Origin of the sequence: Cryptosporangium sp. NPDC051539, assembly GCF_044454545.1 — a bacterium.
GTDB lineage: Bacteria > Actinomycetota > Actinomycetes > Mycobacteriales > Cryptosporangiaceae > Cryptosporangium.
Genome location: NZ_JBITDV010000019.1, coordinates 50,373 through 66,983 on the forward strand (window position 1 = coordinate 50,373; position 16,611 = coordinate 66,983).

Consider the following 16,611-nt stretch of genomic DNA (forward strand, 5'->3'; position numbering starts at 1 on the left):
TGATAGGGACGTAAATGCGGTAAGCTCGGCGGCCACCGTGACTATTGAGAGGGACACGTGACAGAGACCCCCGTCTACCGCCGGCTCGCCGGCGACCTGCGCGCGCTCATCGAAAGGGGAGAGTTCGCGCCCGGGTTCATGCTCCCGTCCGAACCGAAGATCGCCGAACGGTTCGGTGTGCGCCGCGGTCCGGTGCGCCAGGCGCTCGCGCTGCTGGCGCGCGAAGGCGTCATCGAGGTGCTTCCCGGTCAGGGGCGCCGGGTAGTGCCGGCCGAGCGGCGCGAGGGCAACGCGCCGAAGAAGGCCTATCGCGTGGTGATGGACGGTATCCGCGCGCGCCTGGCGGCCGGCGAGTTCGGCCCGTCCGACCGGTTGCCGAGCGAGGCCGACCTGATCGAGGAGTTCGGGATGTCGCGCAACACCGTGCGCCGGGCGTACCAGGAGCTGGCCTACGAGGGTGTGGTCGTCGTCCTCCACGGCCGAGGCGCCTACCCCGCGGAGCAGTGGCCCTTGGACGAGGAGTGAGCCTCGCGGTTCGGTCCCCGTCCGGCCTTGTCCGGCCTCGGGCAGCGGCGCCACCCCGGTCGGTGTCAAGGCTGCGCCTTGGGGGTCTGGCGCCAGGCGGCTTCCGCGGGGTCGCGTAACTGGGCGCAGGCGGTGTTGACCTCTTTGCGGCGTCGCCGCCGGGGGACGGTGACCGGCGGGCCCGCACCCTGGTGGCCGGTGTCGCCCAGCGTCCGGACTCCGGCGGGGTCGTAGGTGATCAGGATCCCGCAGCCGCAGCCGCAGCCGCAGCCGCAGCCGCAGCCGCAGCCGCAGCCGCAGCCGCAGCCGCAGCCGCAGCCGCAGCCGCAGCCGCAGCCGCAGCCGCGGCCCGGCGCCGGACACGACCTCGCCGCTGCTTGCGAGCACGGGATCCTCGACGCCTTCTGCACCTCCGTTGTCCAGGCCCTGGCCGACACCGGCCACCAAGGCGCCGGCTCAGCGGTCACCGGTCCACGCCGCCGACGTGTTCGCCGTGGACCGCCGGGTAGGCCGGCTGCGCACGGTGCTGGGCGGGCTGTTGCTGCTCGGCGGCACCGGCCTCGTGCTGGCCGGCGGACTCGCTGATCCGGCCATCGACGCCGCGGTCGGAGCCGGAGCAGGGCTGTCCGCCCTCGGCGTGCTCGTGCTCGGCCCGGTGCTCACCCCGCCGATCGCGCGGCTGGCCGGTGTCGCCGTCGGGCACGGGCGCGGTGTCGCCGGGCGGCTCGCGGCCGACAACGCGATACGCAGCCCGCGGCGGGCCGCGGCGACCACTCTGCCGGTGGTGATCGGGCTCGCGCTGGTCGGCTTCGTCGCCACGCTGGCAGCCGGCAGCCAGGCGTCGACCGTTGGCGGATTCGATCAGGCGCTGCGGGCCGACGTCCGGCTGCAGTCGTTCAACCCCGCCGTCACGATGAGCCCGGACGTGCCGCGGCGGCTGGCCGCGTTGCCCGAGGTGGCAGTGGTGGCCTCGTTCCGGGCGACGGAGGCCGAACTGCGCACCGGGCCGCGCTCCGATGGGGGAAGCGGGCGGGGCTCCGCAGTCGAGCTGGCCGGGGTCGACCCCACCGCACTCGCGGCCGTCCTGACGCTGCCCGTCACCGACGGCACGCTGGGCGACCTCGCCGACGGCGGCATCGCACTGCGGCGCGCCGTCGCCGCGGAACGGCGGGCTACGGTCGGCTCGACCGTGCGACTGCGGACGTCAGTCGGCGGCGCAGAGCAGACCTTCACTGTCCGGGCGATCTACGACACCGCTGACCTAGGCGGCTACGCCATCGCGCACCTCCCGATCTACGACGGCCTGATCACACCGGTCGACTACGAGCGGCTGGTCGGCGATCCCGGCATCGCAGAGGTCTACGCGTCCGCGCGCGACGGCGTGCCTTCGGCAGCAGCCCAGGCCGCCATCGCACGGGTGCTCGCCGACCATCCGACCGTCGAGATCACCGGCCGCGACGCGCTACGCCGGCGCGCGGCCGCCGAACTGGACCCGGCGTTGCGGGTGTACTACAGCCTGTTCGGACTCATGATCCTGATCGCGCTGTTCGGCATCGTCAACACGCTCGCGCTGTCGGTGCTCGAACGGACCCGTGAACTGGGGCTCCTGCGGGTACTCGGGATGCAGCGCCGGCAAGTGAGGGCGATGCTGCACTGGGAGGCGGCCATTGTGGCGGCGACCGGCGCCGCGGTCGGGCTCGCCCTGGGAGCGCTCGTGGGGTGGGCCGCCACCCGGTCGTTCGGCCTGCCCGCGAGCGAGGTTCCGGTCGGTCTACTCGTGAGCTTCGCGGCGGCGGCGGTAGTGATGAGTGTGCTCGCGGCGAGCCCGCCCGCCCGCCGCGCCGCCCGGGTGAATGTCCTACGCGCCCTGGCCACCGAGTAGCCGGCCGGGCACGGTCGCGTTGCGGGAGACGGGGCGCCCAGCGGCGGGGCCGGACCGCCCACGGCCGGCCGCGGTTGGTCCTTCGCCGAGTTGCCACCTCTCCGCGCGAAGGTTCACCGATCTGAGGGTTCAACCGGCCAGGTGGTCCCGCCGCTGGAAAAGCGCCGCACCGGTGACCGCCACGACGGCGGCGATCAGCACCATGACCACCGCAGTGAGGGGCTGCCAATTGCCGCGCGGGAGAGCGCCGAGCCATCGCAGCGGGCTCAGTCGGCGCGCGCACTCCGGAAGATCGAGGAGGTCCGCGCGCAGGCACACGATCACACCTCAGGCGACCGTGATTTAGGTCCGCGAGCTCGCCGACGCGGCCGGCCCCGACAAGACCCTCGTCTACGTGCTCGCGTACTGCGGCCTCCGGTTCGGCGAGTTGGCCGCGCTTCGCGTCCAGGACGTCGACCTCGTCCGCCGGCGCATCCACGTCGAGCGCTCGGTGACCGACATCAACGGCCACATGGGGTTCGGCTCGCCGAAGTCCCACCATCGTCGACAGGTGGCGGTGCCCCGGTTCCTCGTCGACCTGCTCAAGGCCCAACTCAGCGACGCGCCGGACGCGCTCGTGTTCCCGAGTCCGCGTGGGGAGGTCCTCCGCGCGAACAACTTCCGGCGACGCTTCTTCGACCGGGCGGCAACCTCGATCGGGCTCCAGGGCCTCACTCCCCACGAGCTACGGCACACCGCGGCAAGCATCGCCGTGTCGGCCGGCGCCAACGTGAAGGCCGTGCAGCAGATGCTCGGCCACGCCTCCGCGGCAATGACGCTCGACGTCTACGCGGGCCTGTTCGGCGACGACTTCGACACCCTCGCCGACCGGCTCGACGAGATCGCCGGCCACGGCGGTGCGGACCAGATGCGGACTGGCGACGACGACGAGACCACCGAAGGGGAGGAGGAAACGCCGTGACCTGCAACAACGTGTGTGCCCTCGGGCAGAATCGAACTGCCGACACCCGCTTTAGGAGAGCGGTGCTCTATCCCCTGAGCTACGAGGGCGCGACCGACGACGGTGCCGGCGCGCCCCCAGAGTATCGGTAACCCCCCGCCCCGCGTCTCGACTATCCCCCAGCAGCCACCCAGCGCCGCGTCCATCCCCCTCCGCCCCGTGCCCGCCCCGTCCGTGCCCGCGCCCCGTCCGTGCCCGCGCCCCGTCCGTGCCCGTCCCCGAACGTCATCGGGACGGCGGTGCCGTCCGTCGGCGGCACGTCCCCACTCGTCCGCGACGTCGCGTTGCGCATGACGAACCCGAGCGCACGCCCGCAGTGCAGCGGGAACGCCCCGTGCCGCTTAGCCGGGTGGAACCGGGGTAAACCAGCGACCAGTGCCCGCTTTGCGAGCGTTGGTGCAGGAGGGTATTGATGCGCGGGGAACTCCTCGACGACGTCGTCCGCCCCGACGGGCGTCACGTCTCCCGAAAGCTCGCGCTCCGCCGCACGGCCGTCGCCGTTCTCGTCGGCATCGTGCTGCTCGGCGCTGTCGGCGCGTTCGGCGTCCGCTCGGGCTTCGTGCGCACCACCAGCAACGGATACACGCTGACGCTCGAGTACCCGCGCATCGCGCGCGCGGGTCTGGACGTGCCCTGGCGGGTCACCGTCTCCAACCCCGCCGGGTTCAGCGACGACCTCGAGCTCGCGGTCACGGCGAAGTACTTCGAGATCTTCGAGACCCAGGGTTTCGATCCGGAGCCGTCGGCGGAGACCGCCGACGGCACCTACCGGTACCTGACGTTCGACCGGCCGCCGGCCCGCGAGTTCCACCTCAGCTACGACGCCTACATCCAACCGTCGTCCCAGGTCGGCGAGGTAGGCGAGCTACGCCTCCTGGAGAAGGGCGTCCCGCGCGCCACAGTCCGGTTCCACACCTGGCTCCTGCCCTGAGAGGCCCGGTTCCTGCCCTGAGACATCCGGCTCCTGCCCTGACAGCCCTGGCTCCTGCCCCGAGACGCCCCGCTCCTGCCCCGAGACTTCCGGCTCCTGCCCTGAGACGCCCCGTACCTGCCCCGAGACGTCCAGCTCCTGCCCTGAGACATCCAGCTCCCGCACTGAGAGGCCCACGATGGAGATCGTCTTCCGTGCGCTGGTGATGTTCGGCTTCCTCTGGCTGATCACCCGCACGGTCGGCCGCGCGACGCTCGGCGAGCTGAGCACGTTCGAGCTGCTGCTCTACGTCACGATGGGCGACCTGATCCAGCAGGCGGTCACCCAGCAGGACTACTCGGTGACGTCCGGGATCCTCGCGGTCAGCGTGTTCGCGCTGCTCACGATCGGTCTGGGATGGATCCAGCGTCGGTACCGCCGGGCCCGGCCGATCGTGCACGGCGTCCCGTACGTCGTGGTCGAGAACGGTGAACCGGTGCTGGAGACGATGCGGATGGAACGTCTCGCGATCGACGACCTGATCGCGGCCGCCCGCCAGGAGGGGTTCGAGAAGTTCGCCGACATCAAACTTGCGGTCATGGAGACGAACGGCCGGATCTCGTTCTTCGCCCGAGCCGGCAGCGGCAGCGGCAAGAGCGGCGCGGAGGACCAGCCTCCGGTCGGCTGACCCTCCTTTATGTGATGATTCCCGACACAGTGGCCACGCTGACGTGGGCGATACTCGCACCCCGCTGTATGGTTGAGTCGAGCAACTATCAAGGAGGCGGCAATGGCGTCGCAGGAGGCATGTGCCCAGCTGCTCGACCAATTGCCCGCGATCGGGGAGATCAAGCGCCAGTTCCACCGGGTCGCCCCGCCGGTCGGGAGCAACAACGTGGGTGCGGCCGGCGCCATCCCCATGCTGGGGATCCTCGCCACGGACGGTGAGCAGCGGGCCAGCGATCTGGCCGAGCGGCTCCGGGTCGACCTTTCGGTGATCAGCCGCCAGGTCGCGGCGCTGATCGAGGCGGGCATGGTGGCGCGGGCCACCGACCCGGCCGACCGTCGCGTCCATCGGCTCGCGATCACCGACACGGGCCTGCGGACGCTGCGCGCGCACCGCGAGCGGATGGTCGAACTGATTTCCCGGGGGCTCGAGGACTGGTCGGACGACGACGTCGTGACGTTCGCGGGCTCCCTGCGCCGGTTCGCCGACTCCGTCGCCGCCTCCTACCGTCCCGGCCCGCAGATCGCCGTCGTCCCCCAACCCGGAGCGCCGGTCGCGGTGTGAGTGTGCCTGTACCCCGGTGCGGGGTACAGGCAGAGCATGCTCCTCGACGAGTGGTTCCTGTCGGCGGACGAGCGCGGCAACCCGGCTACCCGGCTCGACTCCCGGCACCCCGACGGGTCGGCCTGGACGACCGGGAACGACGTCCGGCCGCTCATCCACGGTGCGGCGTACTTCGCCGACCTGCTCGAAGCGGTGGACGCCGCCCAGAAGGGCGACATCCTCTTCTTCACCGACTGGCGCGGCGACCCCGATCAGCTTCTCGCCGCCGAGCCCGACCGGACCGTCCGCGACGTACTCTCCGACGCGGCCCGGCGCGGCGTCGTCGTCAAGGGTCTGGTCTGGCGCTCCCACCTGGACAAGCTGCAGTTCAGCGCGGAGGAGAACCGGCACCTCGGGGTCGAGATCGAGGAAGCGGGCGGCGAGGTGCTCCTCGACATGCGCGTGCGCACCGGCGGCTCGCACCACCAGAAGTTCGTCGTGATCCGCCACCCCGCCGAGCCACGCAGCGACATCGCCTACGTGGGCGGCATCGACCTCGGGCACAGCCGCCGTGACGACGCCGACCACGCCGGCGACCCGCAGGCCCAGCCGATGCCCGACGTCTACGGCGAGCGGCCGCCGTGGCACGACGTCCAGGTGAGGATCCAGGGACCGGCGGTGGGCGACGTCGACACGGTCTTCCGGGAGCGCTGGGAGGATCCGAGCCCGCTCTCGAACAACCCCGCCCGGGTCGCCCGCGACCGGCTGTCCCACCGCGACATCACGCCGGACCCGCTGCCCGAACAGCCACCGGACCCCGGAACCGCCGGCTCCCACAACGTCCAGATCCTGCGTACGTACCCGCACCGGCGGCGCAACAGTTACCCGTTCGCGCCGGACGGCGAGCGCAGCATCGCGCGCGCCTACCTGAAGGCGCTCAAACGGGCGCGCCGGCTGATCTACCTGGAGGATCAGTACCTCTGGTCGCAAGACGTGGCCGCGTGCTTCGCCGAGGCCCTGAAAGAAAATCCCGACCTGCACCTGATCGCGGTCGTCCCGTCCTATCCCGACCAGACCGGGCTGTCGACGACGGGGGAGAACCTCGGCCGGAACCGGGCGCTGGACAAGCTGCGCGCGGTCGCGCCCGACCGGATCGCGGTCTACGGGCCGGAGAACCGCGAGGGCACCCCGGTCTACGTGCACGCGAAAGTCTGCGTGATCGACGACATCTGGGCCGTGGTCGGCTCCGACAACCTCAACCGCCGGTCCTGGACCTACGACTCCGAGCTCTCCTGCGCGGTGATCGACGACGAGCGTGACCCGCGCGCACCCGTCGATCCGGCCGGTCTGGGTGACGGCGCGCGGGCCTACGCCCGCAACCTGCGGTTGTCGCTGGCCTCCGAGCACCTGGAGCTCACCGGCCACGATCTGGACGCTCTGGCCGACCCGGAAACGGCCTACGAGACGTTCGCGAACTCGGCCAGGGCACTGGACGAGTGGCACCGGAACGGAAAGCAGGGAACCCGGCCGAGCGGGCGGCTGCGGCCGTACGCTCCGGCGAAGCTGGCGAAGTTCGCCGGAGTGTGGGCGGACCCGCTCTACCAGTACCTCCTCGACCCCGACGGCCGTCCGCGCCGCCTGCGCCGCGCGGACGATTTCTGACCGCTGGGGGCGGCCCGGTAGCCTGGCGCGGTGCGCTGGCTGGCTTTCGGCACTTATGACGTGCATCGGCACCCCCGGGTGGCGGTGCTGATCGACGGGCTGCGCGAGTCCGGTGACGAGGTCGTGGAGGTCAACGACCCGCTGCCGTTGGACACCGCCGGTCGGGTGCAGATGCTCAGGCAGCCGTGGCGGCTGCCGGTGCTCGCCTGGCAGCTGGGCCGGTGCTGGTCCCGGCTGATCGCCGGTGCCCGGCGAGCCCGTAAGAACGGCCAGGTGGACGCCGTCCTGGTCGGCTATCTCGGGCATTTCGACGTCCGGCTGGCGCGGTTCCTGTTCCGCAAGACGCCGATCGTGCTCGACCATCTCGTCTCGGCCGCGGGCACCGCGACCGACCGGGGCCTCGCCGGGTCGGGCGGGGCGAAGCAGAAGCTGCTGCGCTGGATCGACCGCAAGGCGCTCGACAGCGCCGACGTCGTGGTCGTCGACACGCCCGAGCACCGGGAAGCGCTGCCCGCCGACGTGGTGACCAGGGCGGTCGTCACCCCGGTCGGCGCGACCAGGGCCTGGTTCGTCGCGCAGACGCCCGACCGGCCGGCCACCGACCCGCTGCGGGTCGTGTTCGTCGGGCTGTTCACGCCACTGCACGGCACCGCCTACCTCGGTGACGCGCTGGCGATGCTGGCCGACGAGCCCGGTATCGCGGTGACGATGGTGGGCAAGGGCCAGGACCACGCCGACTGCCGGGAACGGGCCGCGGCGAACAGCCACGTCGAGTGGATCGAGTGGGTCGCCGGGCCGGAACTGCCGGAGCTGGTCGCGTCCCACGACGTCAGCCTCGGCATTTTCGGTACCACCGCGAAGGCGCAGAACGTCGTCCCGACGAAGGTCTACCAGGGTGCCGCCGCGGGCTGCGCGGTCGTCACGTCCGACACCCCGCCGCAGCGCGAGATGGTCGGCGACGCCGCGCTCTACGTCCCGGCCGGCGACGCGGGGGCCCTGGCCGAGACGCTGCGGAACCTGGCCGCTGATCGGGGCGAGCTGAAGCAGGCCAAGGTCACCGCTCGGCAGCACGCCGAAGAGCACTTCTACCCGGCCCGAGTCGTGGCGGCGCTGCGCGACCGAGTAAACACCCCAGTTTCGACGCGAGGTTGACCGACATGTCTTCACCGATCACCCCTCCGCTGACCGCACGGGCCAACCTGCGCTGGGCGGTGGTCCGGCCGACGCTGGAGCGTCTGGCGCCGACGAGCATCCTCGAGCTCGGCTGCGGCCAGGGCGCGGTCGGGGCCCGCCTGGCGCAGTACGCGACCTACACCGGCGTCGAGCCCGACGAGTCGTCGTGGCAGACCGCCTCTTCGCGGATCTCGGGCACCGTGCTGCACGGCGACCACCACAAGGTGCCCGAGGGCGCCGAGTACGGCCTGGTGTGCGCGTTCGAGGTGCTGGAGCACATCGCGGACGACCGCGGCACGCTCGCCGAGTGGGTCCAGTTCATCCAGCCCGGCGGCAAGCTCATGGTGTCGGTGCCGGCCGACCAGCACCGATTCGGTCCGTCCGACGAGCTGGTCGGGCACTACCGGCGCTACAGCGCGGACGACCTCGAGGCGCTGCTGACGTCGGTGGGCTGCACCGACGTGGCGATCCGCCGGTACGGCTGGCCGGTCGGGTACGCGCTGGAGGCGGTCAGCAACCGGGTCTCGGCGAAGAAGCTCGCGGAGCCTGCTGCGCCGGTGTCGGAAGTGATCGAGGAGCGCGGTGCGACCTCCGGACGATTCCTGCAGCCGAAGAAGGCCGCCGGCCAGGTGCTGAAGCTCGGCATGGCTCCGTTCACGCTGATCCAGGAGCTGGCCCCGTCGAAGGGCATCGGCCTCCTCGCGGTGGCGACCGGCCCGAAGGGCTGAGCAACGAATTCGGGGCTACCGGCGGTGCCGGTAGCCCCGAATTCGTGTCGTCACGACTTCGCCTTGACCCGCCGCGACAACGCGAGGAAGCCGGACGCCAGCGTGATGTCGATCACGGTCAACGCGACCCGCGAGAGCACCACCACGACCGCCGCCTGTGGCCCGCTCACCACGGTCGCGAACGTGGCCAGCAACACCCCGTCACGGACGCCGAGGCCGGCCGGCAGCGGAATCGCCAGCAAGCCGAGCGCGTAAGCCAGCGCGTACCCACCGATCGCGGCCAGCAGCGACGATCCGATCGGCGCGCCGAGGCCCACCAGCAGGATCGCCGCGTGGACGCCGAAGCAGACCGACACCAGCACCTGCCACCCGGCGGCCTTGCTGATCCCCGGCAGCGACGGCAGCTTCGGCAGCTTCGGCTGGCGGATCAGCTTGAACCCGAAGTTGGCCAGCGGACCGAGCACCCGCGGGTGCAGGAACGCCAGCAGGAACGGGATGGCCAGCATCCCCCACCAGTACTTGCCGAGCACGTCCGGTGCCGCGAGCGGCAGCGTCACGACCGCGACCGGCAGCCCCACCGCCGCGGTGAGCAGCAGCGCCAGCACGCCGACCGCGAATCCGACCCGGCGGGGGACCTTGTACTGCCGTCCGAGCTCCATCTGGGTGGCGATCGACCACACCGAGCCGGGCAGGTACTTGCCGAGCTGGCTGATGAAGAAGATCCGGGCGGCCGCCCAGGCCGGGATCGGTGCCCCGAGGTCGGAGAGCAGCGTCCGCCAGACCTGGGCCGCGCAGAACATCGCCAGCGCGACCGGCGGCAGCGACACGACCGCGACCCACGGGTTCAGCTCGCGCAGCGCCTCGGTGAACCGGCCCCAGTTCTTGGCCAGCGCGTACCCGGCGAACGCCACCATCAGGACGAGCAGCAGCACCTTCGCGGCCGTGAGAAGGATCGCGCGGGCCCGGCGGGCCGGTTTCGCCGGGGTGCCGGGGGCGTGGTCCGGCGGATGCCCGCCCGACGCGACCTCCGCCGACTCCACCGCAGCGAGTTCACCGGCGCCCGCGGCGTCTGCGGCACCACTGGCGGCACCAGGACCAGGATCGGCGCTCCCGGCCGCAGCCTCGCCCACGGCCGCGCGCGGGTCGTCGTCCGCAGAAGACCGGAAAGCCGACGACGCGTCGTTCACCGGCTTACCTGTGGTGATCGGCGCGTCGTTCGGCAAAGCAGTGGAACCACCCGGATTGGGCAACTCAGTCGGCCCGGGACCGGACGATCAGGTCTGCGAGCAACGCCACCGACGCGATCAGCAGGCCGGTGACGATCAGCAGCAGCGAGTTCGTCGTGATGCGGAAGAAGTAGATGACGACGTCGACGATCGCCTTCACGAACCCGACCCCGAGCAAGATCAGCGCCAGCGGCATCAGGACCTTGATCGGGTTGAAGTACATCACCATCCGCAGCACCTGCAGGATGTACCGATAGGCGTCGCGGACGAAGTGGAACTTCGACGTGCCCGCGCGCTTCGCGTAGTCGATCGGCAGGTAGTCGACCGTGTGCTGGTTGCTCAGGAACGAGAGCGTGATCGTCGTCACGCAGCTGAAGCCGGGGGGCAGCAGGCGCAGGTAGGGCAGCGAGACGTCGCGGCGGAACGCGCGGAGGCCCGAGTTGAGGTCGGGGATCTTCGTGCCGGCCAGCGTCTCGGCGACCTTCCGGATGACCCACTTGGCCGGCACCCGCAGGAACTTGTGCGTCCCCTGCTCGGTGGTGCGGGCGCCGACGACCTGGTCGGTCTCGGGGTGGTCGATCAGGTACTGGATGAACTCGGGGATGCGCTCGTTCGGGTACGTCATGTCGGAGTCGGTCCACACCACGATGCGCCCGTAGGCCTCGGCGCTGCCGATCCGCCGCGCGGTGCCCGAGCCGCCGTTGCGCTGGAACGGCATCAGCCGCATGCGCGGGAACCGGGGCAGCGCCTCCTGCAGGACCTCGAGCGTGTTGTCGGTCGACTTGTCGTCGATCACGAGCAACTCGTAGCGGAAGCCGCTCGCGTCCATCGCCTGGGTGATGCGCTCGAGCTCGAGCAGGACGTGTGGGCCCTCGTTGTAGCAGGGCAGCACGATCGTCGCGTCGAGCGTGTTCGGCCCGTGGTCGAGCTCGTTGAGCGCGCCCTGCGGCTGTGCCGGGTCACCACCGCTGACGCTGGCGTGACGGGCGTGCGGGGTAGCGGCCTCGGTGAGAGTGGTCGTCGGGTCGGCGTTCATGGCCTCTCGCGGGGGTTCGATGCGGCTGCCGGGCGTCGCGGCTCCGGACGAGCGTCAGGGTAGTCCGAGCGAGCGACAGCTTAGCCCGAGACCGTGTGCCGCCAGAAAAACGCTGGAGAAAACGGCCGTTAGGTGGATCAGGCGGCGTGCTTGCGGGCGAGCGGACGCCGGAGCCCGGTACCGCCGCAGGACGGGCAGTCGACCTCTTCGTCGCAGTCGGGCCGCTCGTCGCGCAGGTCGGACGGGACCTCGTCGCAGCGGGCGAACCAGGCTTCCCACGGTTCCGCACCGACCAGGCCGCCACGGCAGTCGGGGCAACGCTCATCCGAGTGACGCAGGGCTCGCATGTCCACCTCCGGGGCTCAGTGCTTACTTACATCGATGTAAGCACTACCCCCTGACAAAACCTACGACCCCAACACCTGTTCGAGATAGGCGTTGCCGAAGCGGCGGGCCGGGTCGACACGCTCCCGGACGGCGAGGAAATCGGTATACCGCGGGTAGCGACCGGCCAGCGCCGAAGCGTCCAGATAATGCATTTTGCCCCAGTGGGGGCGGCCGTCGAGGCCGACCATGATGTCTTGAACGGCGCGGAAGTAGTCTTCGTACGGGGTCCGGTGGTACTGGTGCACCGCGATGTACGCGGAGTCGCGCCCGTGCGCGGTCGACATCCACAGGTCGTCGGCGGCCGCGACCCGGACCTCGATCGGAAACGAGATCCGCCACCCGCGCTGATCGATGACGTTCTCGATCGACCGGATCGCCTCCCGCAGCGCCGCCCGCGGGATCGACCATTCGGACTCCCGGAAGCGCACCCGGCGCTGGGTCGTGAAGACGGCGGGGGAGTGGTCGGTGTACTCCCGCGCACCCAGTGCCCGGGCCGAGACGGCGGCCAGCGGAGGGATCGCCCGGGGGGCCGCGCGCCCGAGCTCGCACGCCCAGGCGAAGACCGTGTTCGACAGGAACTCGTCGTCCCACCAGGCCCGGCCCCGCGACAACGGCTGGCGCTCGGAATGGCCGGGCAGGCGGTTGTTCTGCTTGTAGAGCGTGCCGGTGGTGTGCGGGAACCAGTAGAACTCGACGTGGTCGTGGGCGCCGCAGTGGTCGTCGAACTCCTCCAGCATCGCGCCGAGCGGCATCGGCCGTTCGACCGCGTGCAGCAGGAAGGCGGGCTCGCACTGCAGCGTCACGGCCGCGATCACGCCGATCGCGCCCAGCCCGAGCCGGGCCGCCTCGAACAGCTCCGGCTCCTCGGACGGGGAGCAGTCGACGACCGAGCCGTCGGCCAGCACGAGCGTGAGGCCGTGCACCTGGGTCGCGAGGCCACCGAACGAGGCTCCGGTGCCGTGCGTTCCGGTCGAGATCGCGCCGGAGATCGACTGCGAGTCGATGTCGCCGAGGTTCGTCATCGCCAGCCGGTAGGGCGCGAGCAGCCTCGGAATGTCTCGCAGCCGGGTGCCGCCGCGCAGCGTGACCAGCCCCGACGCCGCGTCGGCCGAGACCACGCCGGAGAGCGCGTCCAGGCTGATCTGCACGCCGTCGGTGGCGGCGATCGACGTGAACGAGTGCCCGGCGCCGATCGGCTTGACCCGGAGGCCGCGGTCGGCGGCGTCCAGCACCGTGGCGGCCAGGTCGTCCACGCTGGCCGGTGTCGCCACCGCGGCCGGCGTCCAGCGCTGGTTGCGACCCCAGTTGACCCAGCTGGTAGCGGGTGGGGACACGACCGTCATCGGCTACTCCTCAGAACGCTTTGCCTTCGCCCCGGTAGGTCGGAACGACGTCCACCACCCGGTCTCCGTCGACGACGTGCAGCACGTCCACGTGTTCACACAGCTCGCCCGCTTTGGCGTGCCGGAACCACACGCGGTCGCCGAGCTTGAGCGAATCCGCCGCGTCGCCGTGCAGCGGAGTCTGCACCTCGCCGGCCATCTCCGTGGGGGCCATCTCGAGATCCGGGGGAAAAACCGGCGTCGGCAGCCGGTCGGGACCGGGTGGGCCGGACGCTATCCAGCCGCCGCCCGCCGCGGTGACCCAGCCCCTGGCCGGGCGGCGCACGACCGGCACCGCGAACATCGCGGCCGGGCGGGGGGTGAACGAGCGATAGGCGTCGAACAGCGTCGGGCCGTAGAGCCCGGACCCGGCCGCGACCTCGGTGACGGCCGGGTCGGTGGAAGTCTTCTCGACGCTGCCGGTGCCGCCGCCGTTCACGAATCGCAGCGGTGCCGCGCCGACCTGCTGCAGCGCGTTCTGCACCGCGTCGACCACCGCGGCCCGGCGCTCCAGCAACTCGCGCCACGACCGGCGCTGCATCCAGCGGACCGCCAGCCCGCGGAAGAACCGCCCCGGCGGCGCGTCGCCGACCCCGGCGATCTGGGCCTCGTACGACATCACGCCGGTGATCCGGAAGCCCGGCCGGAGCGCGACCCGCCGCGCCAGCACCGCGGCGTCGGCCGGTGTATGCACCGGAGACCGCCGTACACCGATGTGCACACGGGACCCCAGTTTCAGCGAGGAGTCGAGGTCGAGGCAGACCTGGATCGTGGCCCGGCGGCCGGGCGGGGCGACCTCGTCGATCAGGTCGAGCTGGTCGACCGAGTCGATCATCAGCGTGACCCGGCTCGCGAGGTTCTCGTCCGCGGCGAGCTGTTTCAGCGCGGCCCGGTTCGCACTCGGGTAGCCGACGACCACGTCGCTGAACGCGCTCGCTCCGTCGCCGCCGGCCAGCCAGAGCGCCTCCGGCAGCGCGTACCCGAGCACGCCGGCGAACCCGTCCAGCGACAGCGCCTCGATCAGCGCGGTGCGGCAGCGCAGCGACTTGCTGGCGATCCGGAGCGGCGTCCCGGCGGCGCGCCGGGTGAGCGCGACCGCGTTCGCGCGGAACGCGCTCCGGTCGAGGACCGCGAACGGTGGCTCGAGGTGCGCGGTCGCCGCTTCGAGCCGGGCGAAAACCGCCTCCGGCGCGAGGTGGTTCGCGAGGGGGTGCCGGTTCTCGCCGTCACCGTCTTCCGTCCTTTTTTCTACGCCGCCCGGCGAACCACCGTGGGCGAGGGCCCGACCGGGTGCCGGACGGGAGGGCAGAGGCTCTGTTTCGGCGGCGGACGAGGCCGGCTGCAGGGGCATCGTCGGCGAGTCGTCCGGCGCGCCTTCGGAGCCAGGGAAACCCGCGTGGCCAGGTGAATTGCCGGGCCGTGCCATCCGGCGCCTCCAGTCGTCGTTTCCCCAGGTCCGGATCGGGCCGGTCCTGAGCGTAAGTCCGGCCATGCACCTCTGATGCGACTTCACAAGGAATACTCGGACCGTGACCACAGTCCGACAGACGGCGCAGATCCCCGGAAAGCCGTCACGGCCGCTCAGCGGTCGTGCTGGATCCCGTCCGGGCACGAGACGGGCGCCGGGTAACGGCCCGGGACGTGAGCCCGACGGGTGGCTTCCCGAGCACTCGTCCGCTGAGCCGTTGCGCAGGATGCCCAGCCAGCAGCGAAGTCGCCAGCGCGTCGAACGCATCCTCGACGCGGCCGGTGAACTGGTGGCCGAACGCGGCTACGAAGCGACGACAACGAGCCTCATCGCCCGCCGCGCCCGGGTCTCACCGGGGTCCTTCTACCAGTTCTTCGCCGACAAGCGGGCGGCCGTGAAGGCGCTCTCGGCCCGGAACATGGCGGTCTTCGCCGCGCGGCTCGACGCGATCCTGCTCGAGGGCGGTTACGAGAACTGGTGGGCGACCGTCGACAGCGCGTTCGACGTGTACGTGGAGCTGTGCCGTCACCACCCCGGCTTCCGCGCCGTGCGCTTCGGCGACATCGTCGACACGTACCTGCTCGACCCGACCCAGGACAACGACTCGGTACTGGCCGGCCAGGTCGCCGGGCTGCTGCACACCCGGTTCGGCGTCGTCGACACGCCGGCGCTGCGGCTCGCGCTGTTGACCACGACGAAGGTCGCGGACGCGCTGATCAAGTTCGCGTTCGGCCGGGACCCGCAGGGTGACGAGGAAGTGCTCAGCCAGGGCCGGCGGATGCTGCGGATCCACCTCGAGGGGTACGTGCAGGTGCCCGAGGCCTCCGCGCCGTAGCCGCGGGGAGCACGGGCCGCGGGGAGCACGGGCGCTCCCCGCGGCGGCCGGTCGTCAGCGAGGCAGTTCCCGGGACTCGCCGACGGCGAGGTCCCACAGGTCCTCCCGCGGACGCCCGGCTTCGGCCCAGGCCAGCAGCGCCCGCTCGCGCGGCTCGGTGAGCGGCTCGCCGGTGAGCACGAACGTGCCCCAGTGCATCGTCGCCATCCGGGCCGCGCGCAGGTCGCCGCACGCGCGGACGGCCTCCTCCGGATCCAGGTGGACCGGCTGCATGAACCACCGCGGGTGGTAGGCGCCGATCGGCAGCAGCGCGAGGTCGATGCCGGAGAAGCGGCCACCGATCTCGTTGAACCAGTGCCCGTAGCCGGTGTCACCCGCGAAGTACACGCGCTGGCCGGCGTCGTCGGTGAGGACCCAGCCGCCCCAGAGCGTCTTGCAGGTGTCGGTCAGCGACCGGCGGCTCCAGTGGTGGGCCGGGACGAAGTCGAACGTCACCCCGGCCAGCGTCACCGACTCCCACCAGTCGAACTCGCTGACCTCGGTGAAGCCGCGGCGGGTGAACCACTCGCCGAGCGCCGCGGGTACCAGGATCGGGGTGTCGCGGGGAAGCCGCCGGATCGTCTGCGCGTCCAGGTGGTCGTAGTGGTTGTGGCTGATCACGACCGCGTCGATCGGGGGCAGGTCGGACCAGGCGATGCCGGGCGGGGTGACTCGCTTGCTGACGCCGGGCATCGCGTCGGACCAGATCGGGTCGGTCAGCACGGTGAGCCCACCGATCTGGATGACGTAACCGGCGTGCCCGACCCAGGTGACGATCAACTGCTCCTGGGCGGTGGCCCGGACGAAACCGGAGCGGTCGACCGGGATGTGGGCGGCGTCGGCCCGGTCGACTTTCGGACGGCCGTTGCGCAACAGCTGGAACTGTTCGCGTGGCCCGGGAAGTGGGCTGGTCAGACGGTCGGCGAAGGATTCGGGCCAGGTCCGCTCGCCGCGACGGCGACGATCGGCGTTCAAACGGGTTCGACGAGCACGGGCAAGCCGCTCAGCGTCCAACATGAGCCACCCCTCTGCGCGAAAAGCTGATTCCCAGGCTAACCGCGCCCCGCGAGTGGCTCAGGGCATAAATT

General features: G+C 71.4%; 16 protein-coding genes, 1 tRNA gene and 1 pseudogene. 10 read left to right on the forward strand and 8 right to left on the reverse strand.

The features are described from left to right. Positions 1–57 precede the first annotated feature (57 nt). Together ACIBZJ_RS40210 and ACIBZJ_RS40215 are read left to right on the forward strand one after the other, a co-directional pair. Entirely contained in the window at positions 58–525 is a 468-nt protein-coding gene (locus ACIBZJ_RS40210; RefSeq protein WP_395938893.1) for a winged helix-turn-helix domain-containing protein, read from the forward strand. Positions 526–1,018: 493 nt separating this feature from the next. Next, complete coding sequence (locus ACIBZJ_RS40215) at positions 1,019–2,407, forward strand: ABC transporter permease (RefSeq protein ID WP_395938894.1); 1,389 nt, start codon at positions 1,019–1,021, stop codon at positions 2,405–2,407. Between the two features lie 129 nt (positions 2,408–2,536). Here ACIBZJ_RS40215 and ACIBZJ_RS40220 read toward each other — a convergent pair whose 3' ends face one another. After that, positions 2,537–2,725, reverse strand: coding sequence for a hypothetical protein (locus ACIBZJ_RS40220; protein WP_395938895.1), 189 nt, complete (start codon positions 2,723–2,725; stop codon positions 2,537–2,539). 67 nt (positions 2,726–2,792) lie between these two features. Here ACIBZJ_RS40220 and ACIBZJ_RS40225 point away from each other — a divergent pair. After that, positions 2,793–3,368, forward strand: a pseudogene (locus ACIBZJ_RS40225) (site-specific integrase); the annotation flags it as partial. A gap of 16 nt (positions 3,369–3,384) precedes the next feature. Here ACIBZJ_RS40225 and ACIBZJ_RS40230 read toward each other — a convergent pair. Then, positions 3,385–3,457: transfer RNA gene (locus ACIBZJ_RS40230), tRNA-Arg, on the reverse strand. 362 nt (positions 3,458–3,819) lie between these two features. Between ACIBZJ_RS40230 and ACIBZJ_RS40235 the strand changes: the two genes are divergently transcribed. The 6 genes from ACIBZJ_RS40235 (at position 3,820) to ACIBZJ_RS40260 (ending at position 9,150) form a co-directional block, all read left to right on the forward strand. Further along, complete coding sequence (locus ACIBZJ_RS40235) at positions 3,820–4,338, forward strand: hypothetical protein (protein ID WP_395938896.1); 519 nt, start codon at positions 3,820–3,822, stop codon at positions 4,336–4,338. 178 nt (positions 4,339–4,516) lie between these two features. Further along, positions 4,517–5,005: a DUF421 domain-containing protein gene (locus tag ACIBZJ_RS40240; protein ID WP_395938897.1), complete on the forward strand. Its 489-nt coding sequence runs from the start codon at positions 4,517–4,519 to the stop codon at positions 5,003–5,005. Between the two features lie 102 nt (positions 5,006–5,107). Beyond that, positions 5,108–5,608, forward strand: a complete 501-nt coding sequence (locus ACIBZJ_RS40245) for a MarR family winged helix-turn-helix transcriptional regulator (protein ID WP_395938898.1) — start codon at positions 5,108–5,110, stop codon at positions 5,606–5,608. 36 nt (positions 5,609–5,644) lie between these two features. Next, the gene (locus ACIBZJ_RS40250; RefSeq protein WP_395938899.1) at positions 5,645–7,249 is read left to right on the forward strand and encodes a phospholipase D family protein; all 1,605 of its coding nucleotides are present in this window, start codon (positions 5,645–5,647) and stop codon (positions 7,247–7,249) included. A gap of 30 nt (positions 7,250–7,279) precedes the next feature. Then, entirely contained in the window at positions 7,280–8,401 is a 1,122-nt protein-coding gene (locus ACIBZJ_RS40255; RefSeq protein ID WP_395938900.1) for a glycosyltransferase, read from the forward strand. 5 nt (positions 8,402–8,406) lie between these two features. Continuing rightward, positions 8,407–9,150, forward strand: a complete 744-nt coding sequence (locus ACIBZJ_RS40260; RefSeq protein ID WP_395938901.1) for a class I SAM-dependent methyltransferase — start codon at positions 8,407–8,409, stop codon at positions 9,148–9,150. A gap of 50 nt (positions 9,151–9,200) precedes the next feature. Here ACIBZJ_RS40260 and ACIBZJ_RS40265 read toward each other — a convergent pair whose 3' ends face one another. The 5 genes from ACIBZJ_RS40265 to ACIBZJ_RS40285 form a co-directional block, all read right to left on the reverse strand. After that, positions 9,201–10,337, reverse strand: coding sequence for a lysylphosphatidylglycerol synthase transmembrane domain-containing protein (locus ACIBZJ_RS40265; RefSeq protein WP_395938902.1), 1,137 nt, complete (start codon positions 10,335–10,337; stop codon positions 9,201–9,203). Positions 10,338–10,401: 64 nt separating this feature from the next. Then, positions 10,402–11,412: a glycosyltransferase family 2 protein gene (locus tag ACIBZJ_RS40270; protein ID WP_395938903.1), complete on the reverse strand. Its 1,011-nt coding sequence runs from the start codon at positions 11,410–11,412 to the stop codon at positions 10,402–10,404. Positions 11,413–11,549: 137 nt separating this feature from the next. Further along, complete coding sequence (locus tag ACIBZJ_RS40275; RefSeq protein ID WP_395938904.1) at positions 11,550–11,759, reverse strand: hypothetical protein; 210 nt, start codon at positions 11,757–11,759, stop codon at positions 11,550–11,552. 60 nt (positions 11,760–11,819) lie between these two features. Then, the gene (locus ACIBZJ_RS40280) at positions 11,820–13,142 is read right to left on the reverse strand and encodes a D-arabinono-1,4-lactone oxidase (RefSeq protein ID WP_395938905.1); all 1,323 of its coding nucleotides are present in this window, start codon (positions 13,140–13,142) and stop codon (positions 11,820–11,822) included. 10 nt (positions 13,143–13,152) lie between these two features. Next, a complete protein-coding gene (locus tag ACIBZJ_RS40285) occupies positions 13,153–14,532 on the reverse strand; it encodes an amino acid deaminase/aldolase (RefSeq protein WP_395938906.1) in 1,380 nt (459 codons plus the stop codon). 343 nt (positions 14,533–14,875) lie between these two features. Between ACIBZJ_RS40285 and ACIBZJ_RS40290 the strand changes: the two genes are divergently transcribed. Continuing rightward, a complete protein-coding gene (locus tag ACIBZJ_RS40290) occupies positions 14,876–15,484 on the forward strand; it encodes a TetR family transcriptional regulator (protein ID WP_395938907.1) in 609 nt (202 codons plus the stop codon). Between the two features lie 54 nt (positions 15,485–15,538). On the opposite strand, the gene ACIBZJ_RS40295 is transcribed toward ACIBZJ_RS40290, so the two are convergent. Then, positions 15,539–16,540 (reverse strand): MBL fold metallo-hydrolase, encoded by a 1,002-nt coding sequence (locus tag ACIBZJ_RS40295; RefSeq protein WP_395938908.1) that lies wholly within the window; start codon positions 16,538–16,540, stop codon positions 15,539–15,541. Positions 16,541–16,611 lie beyond the last annotated feature (71 nt).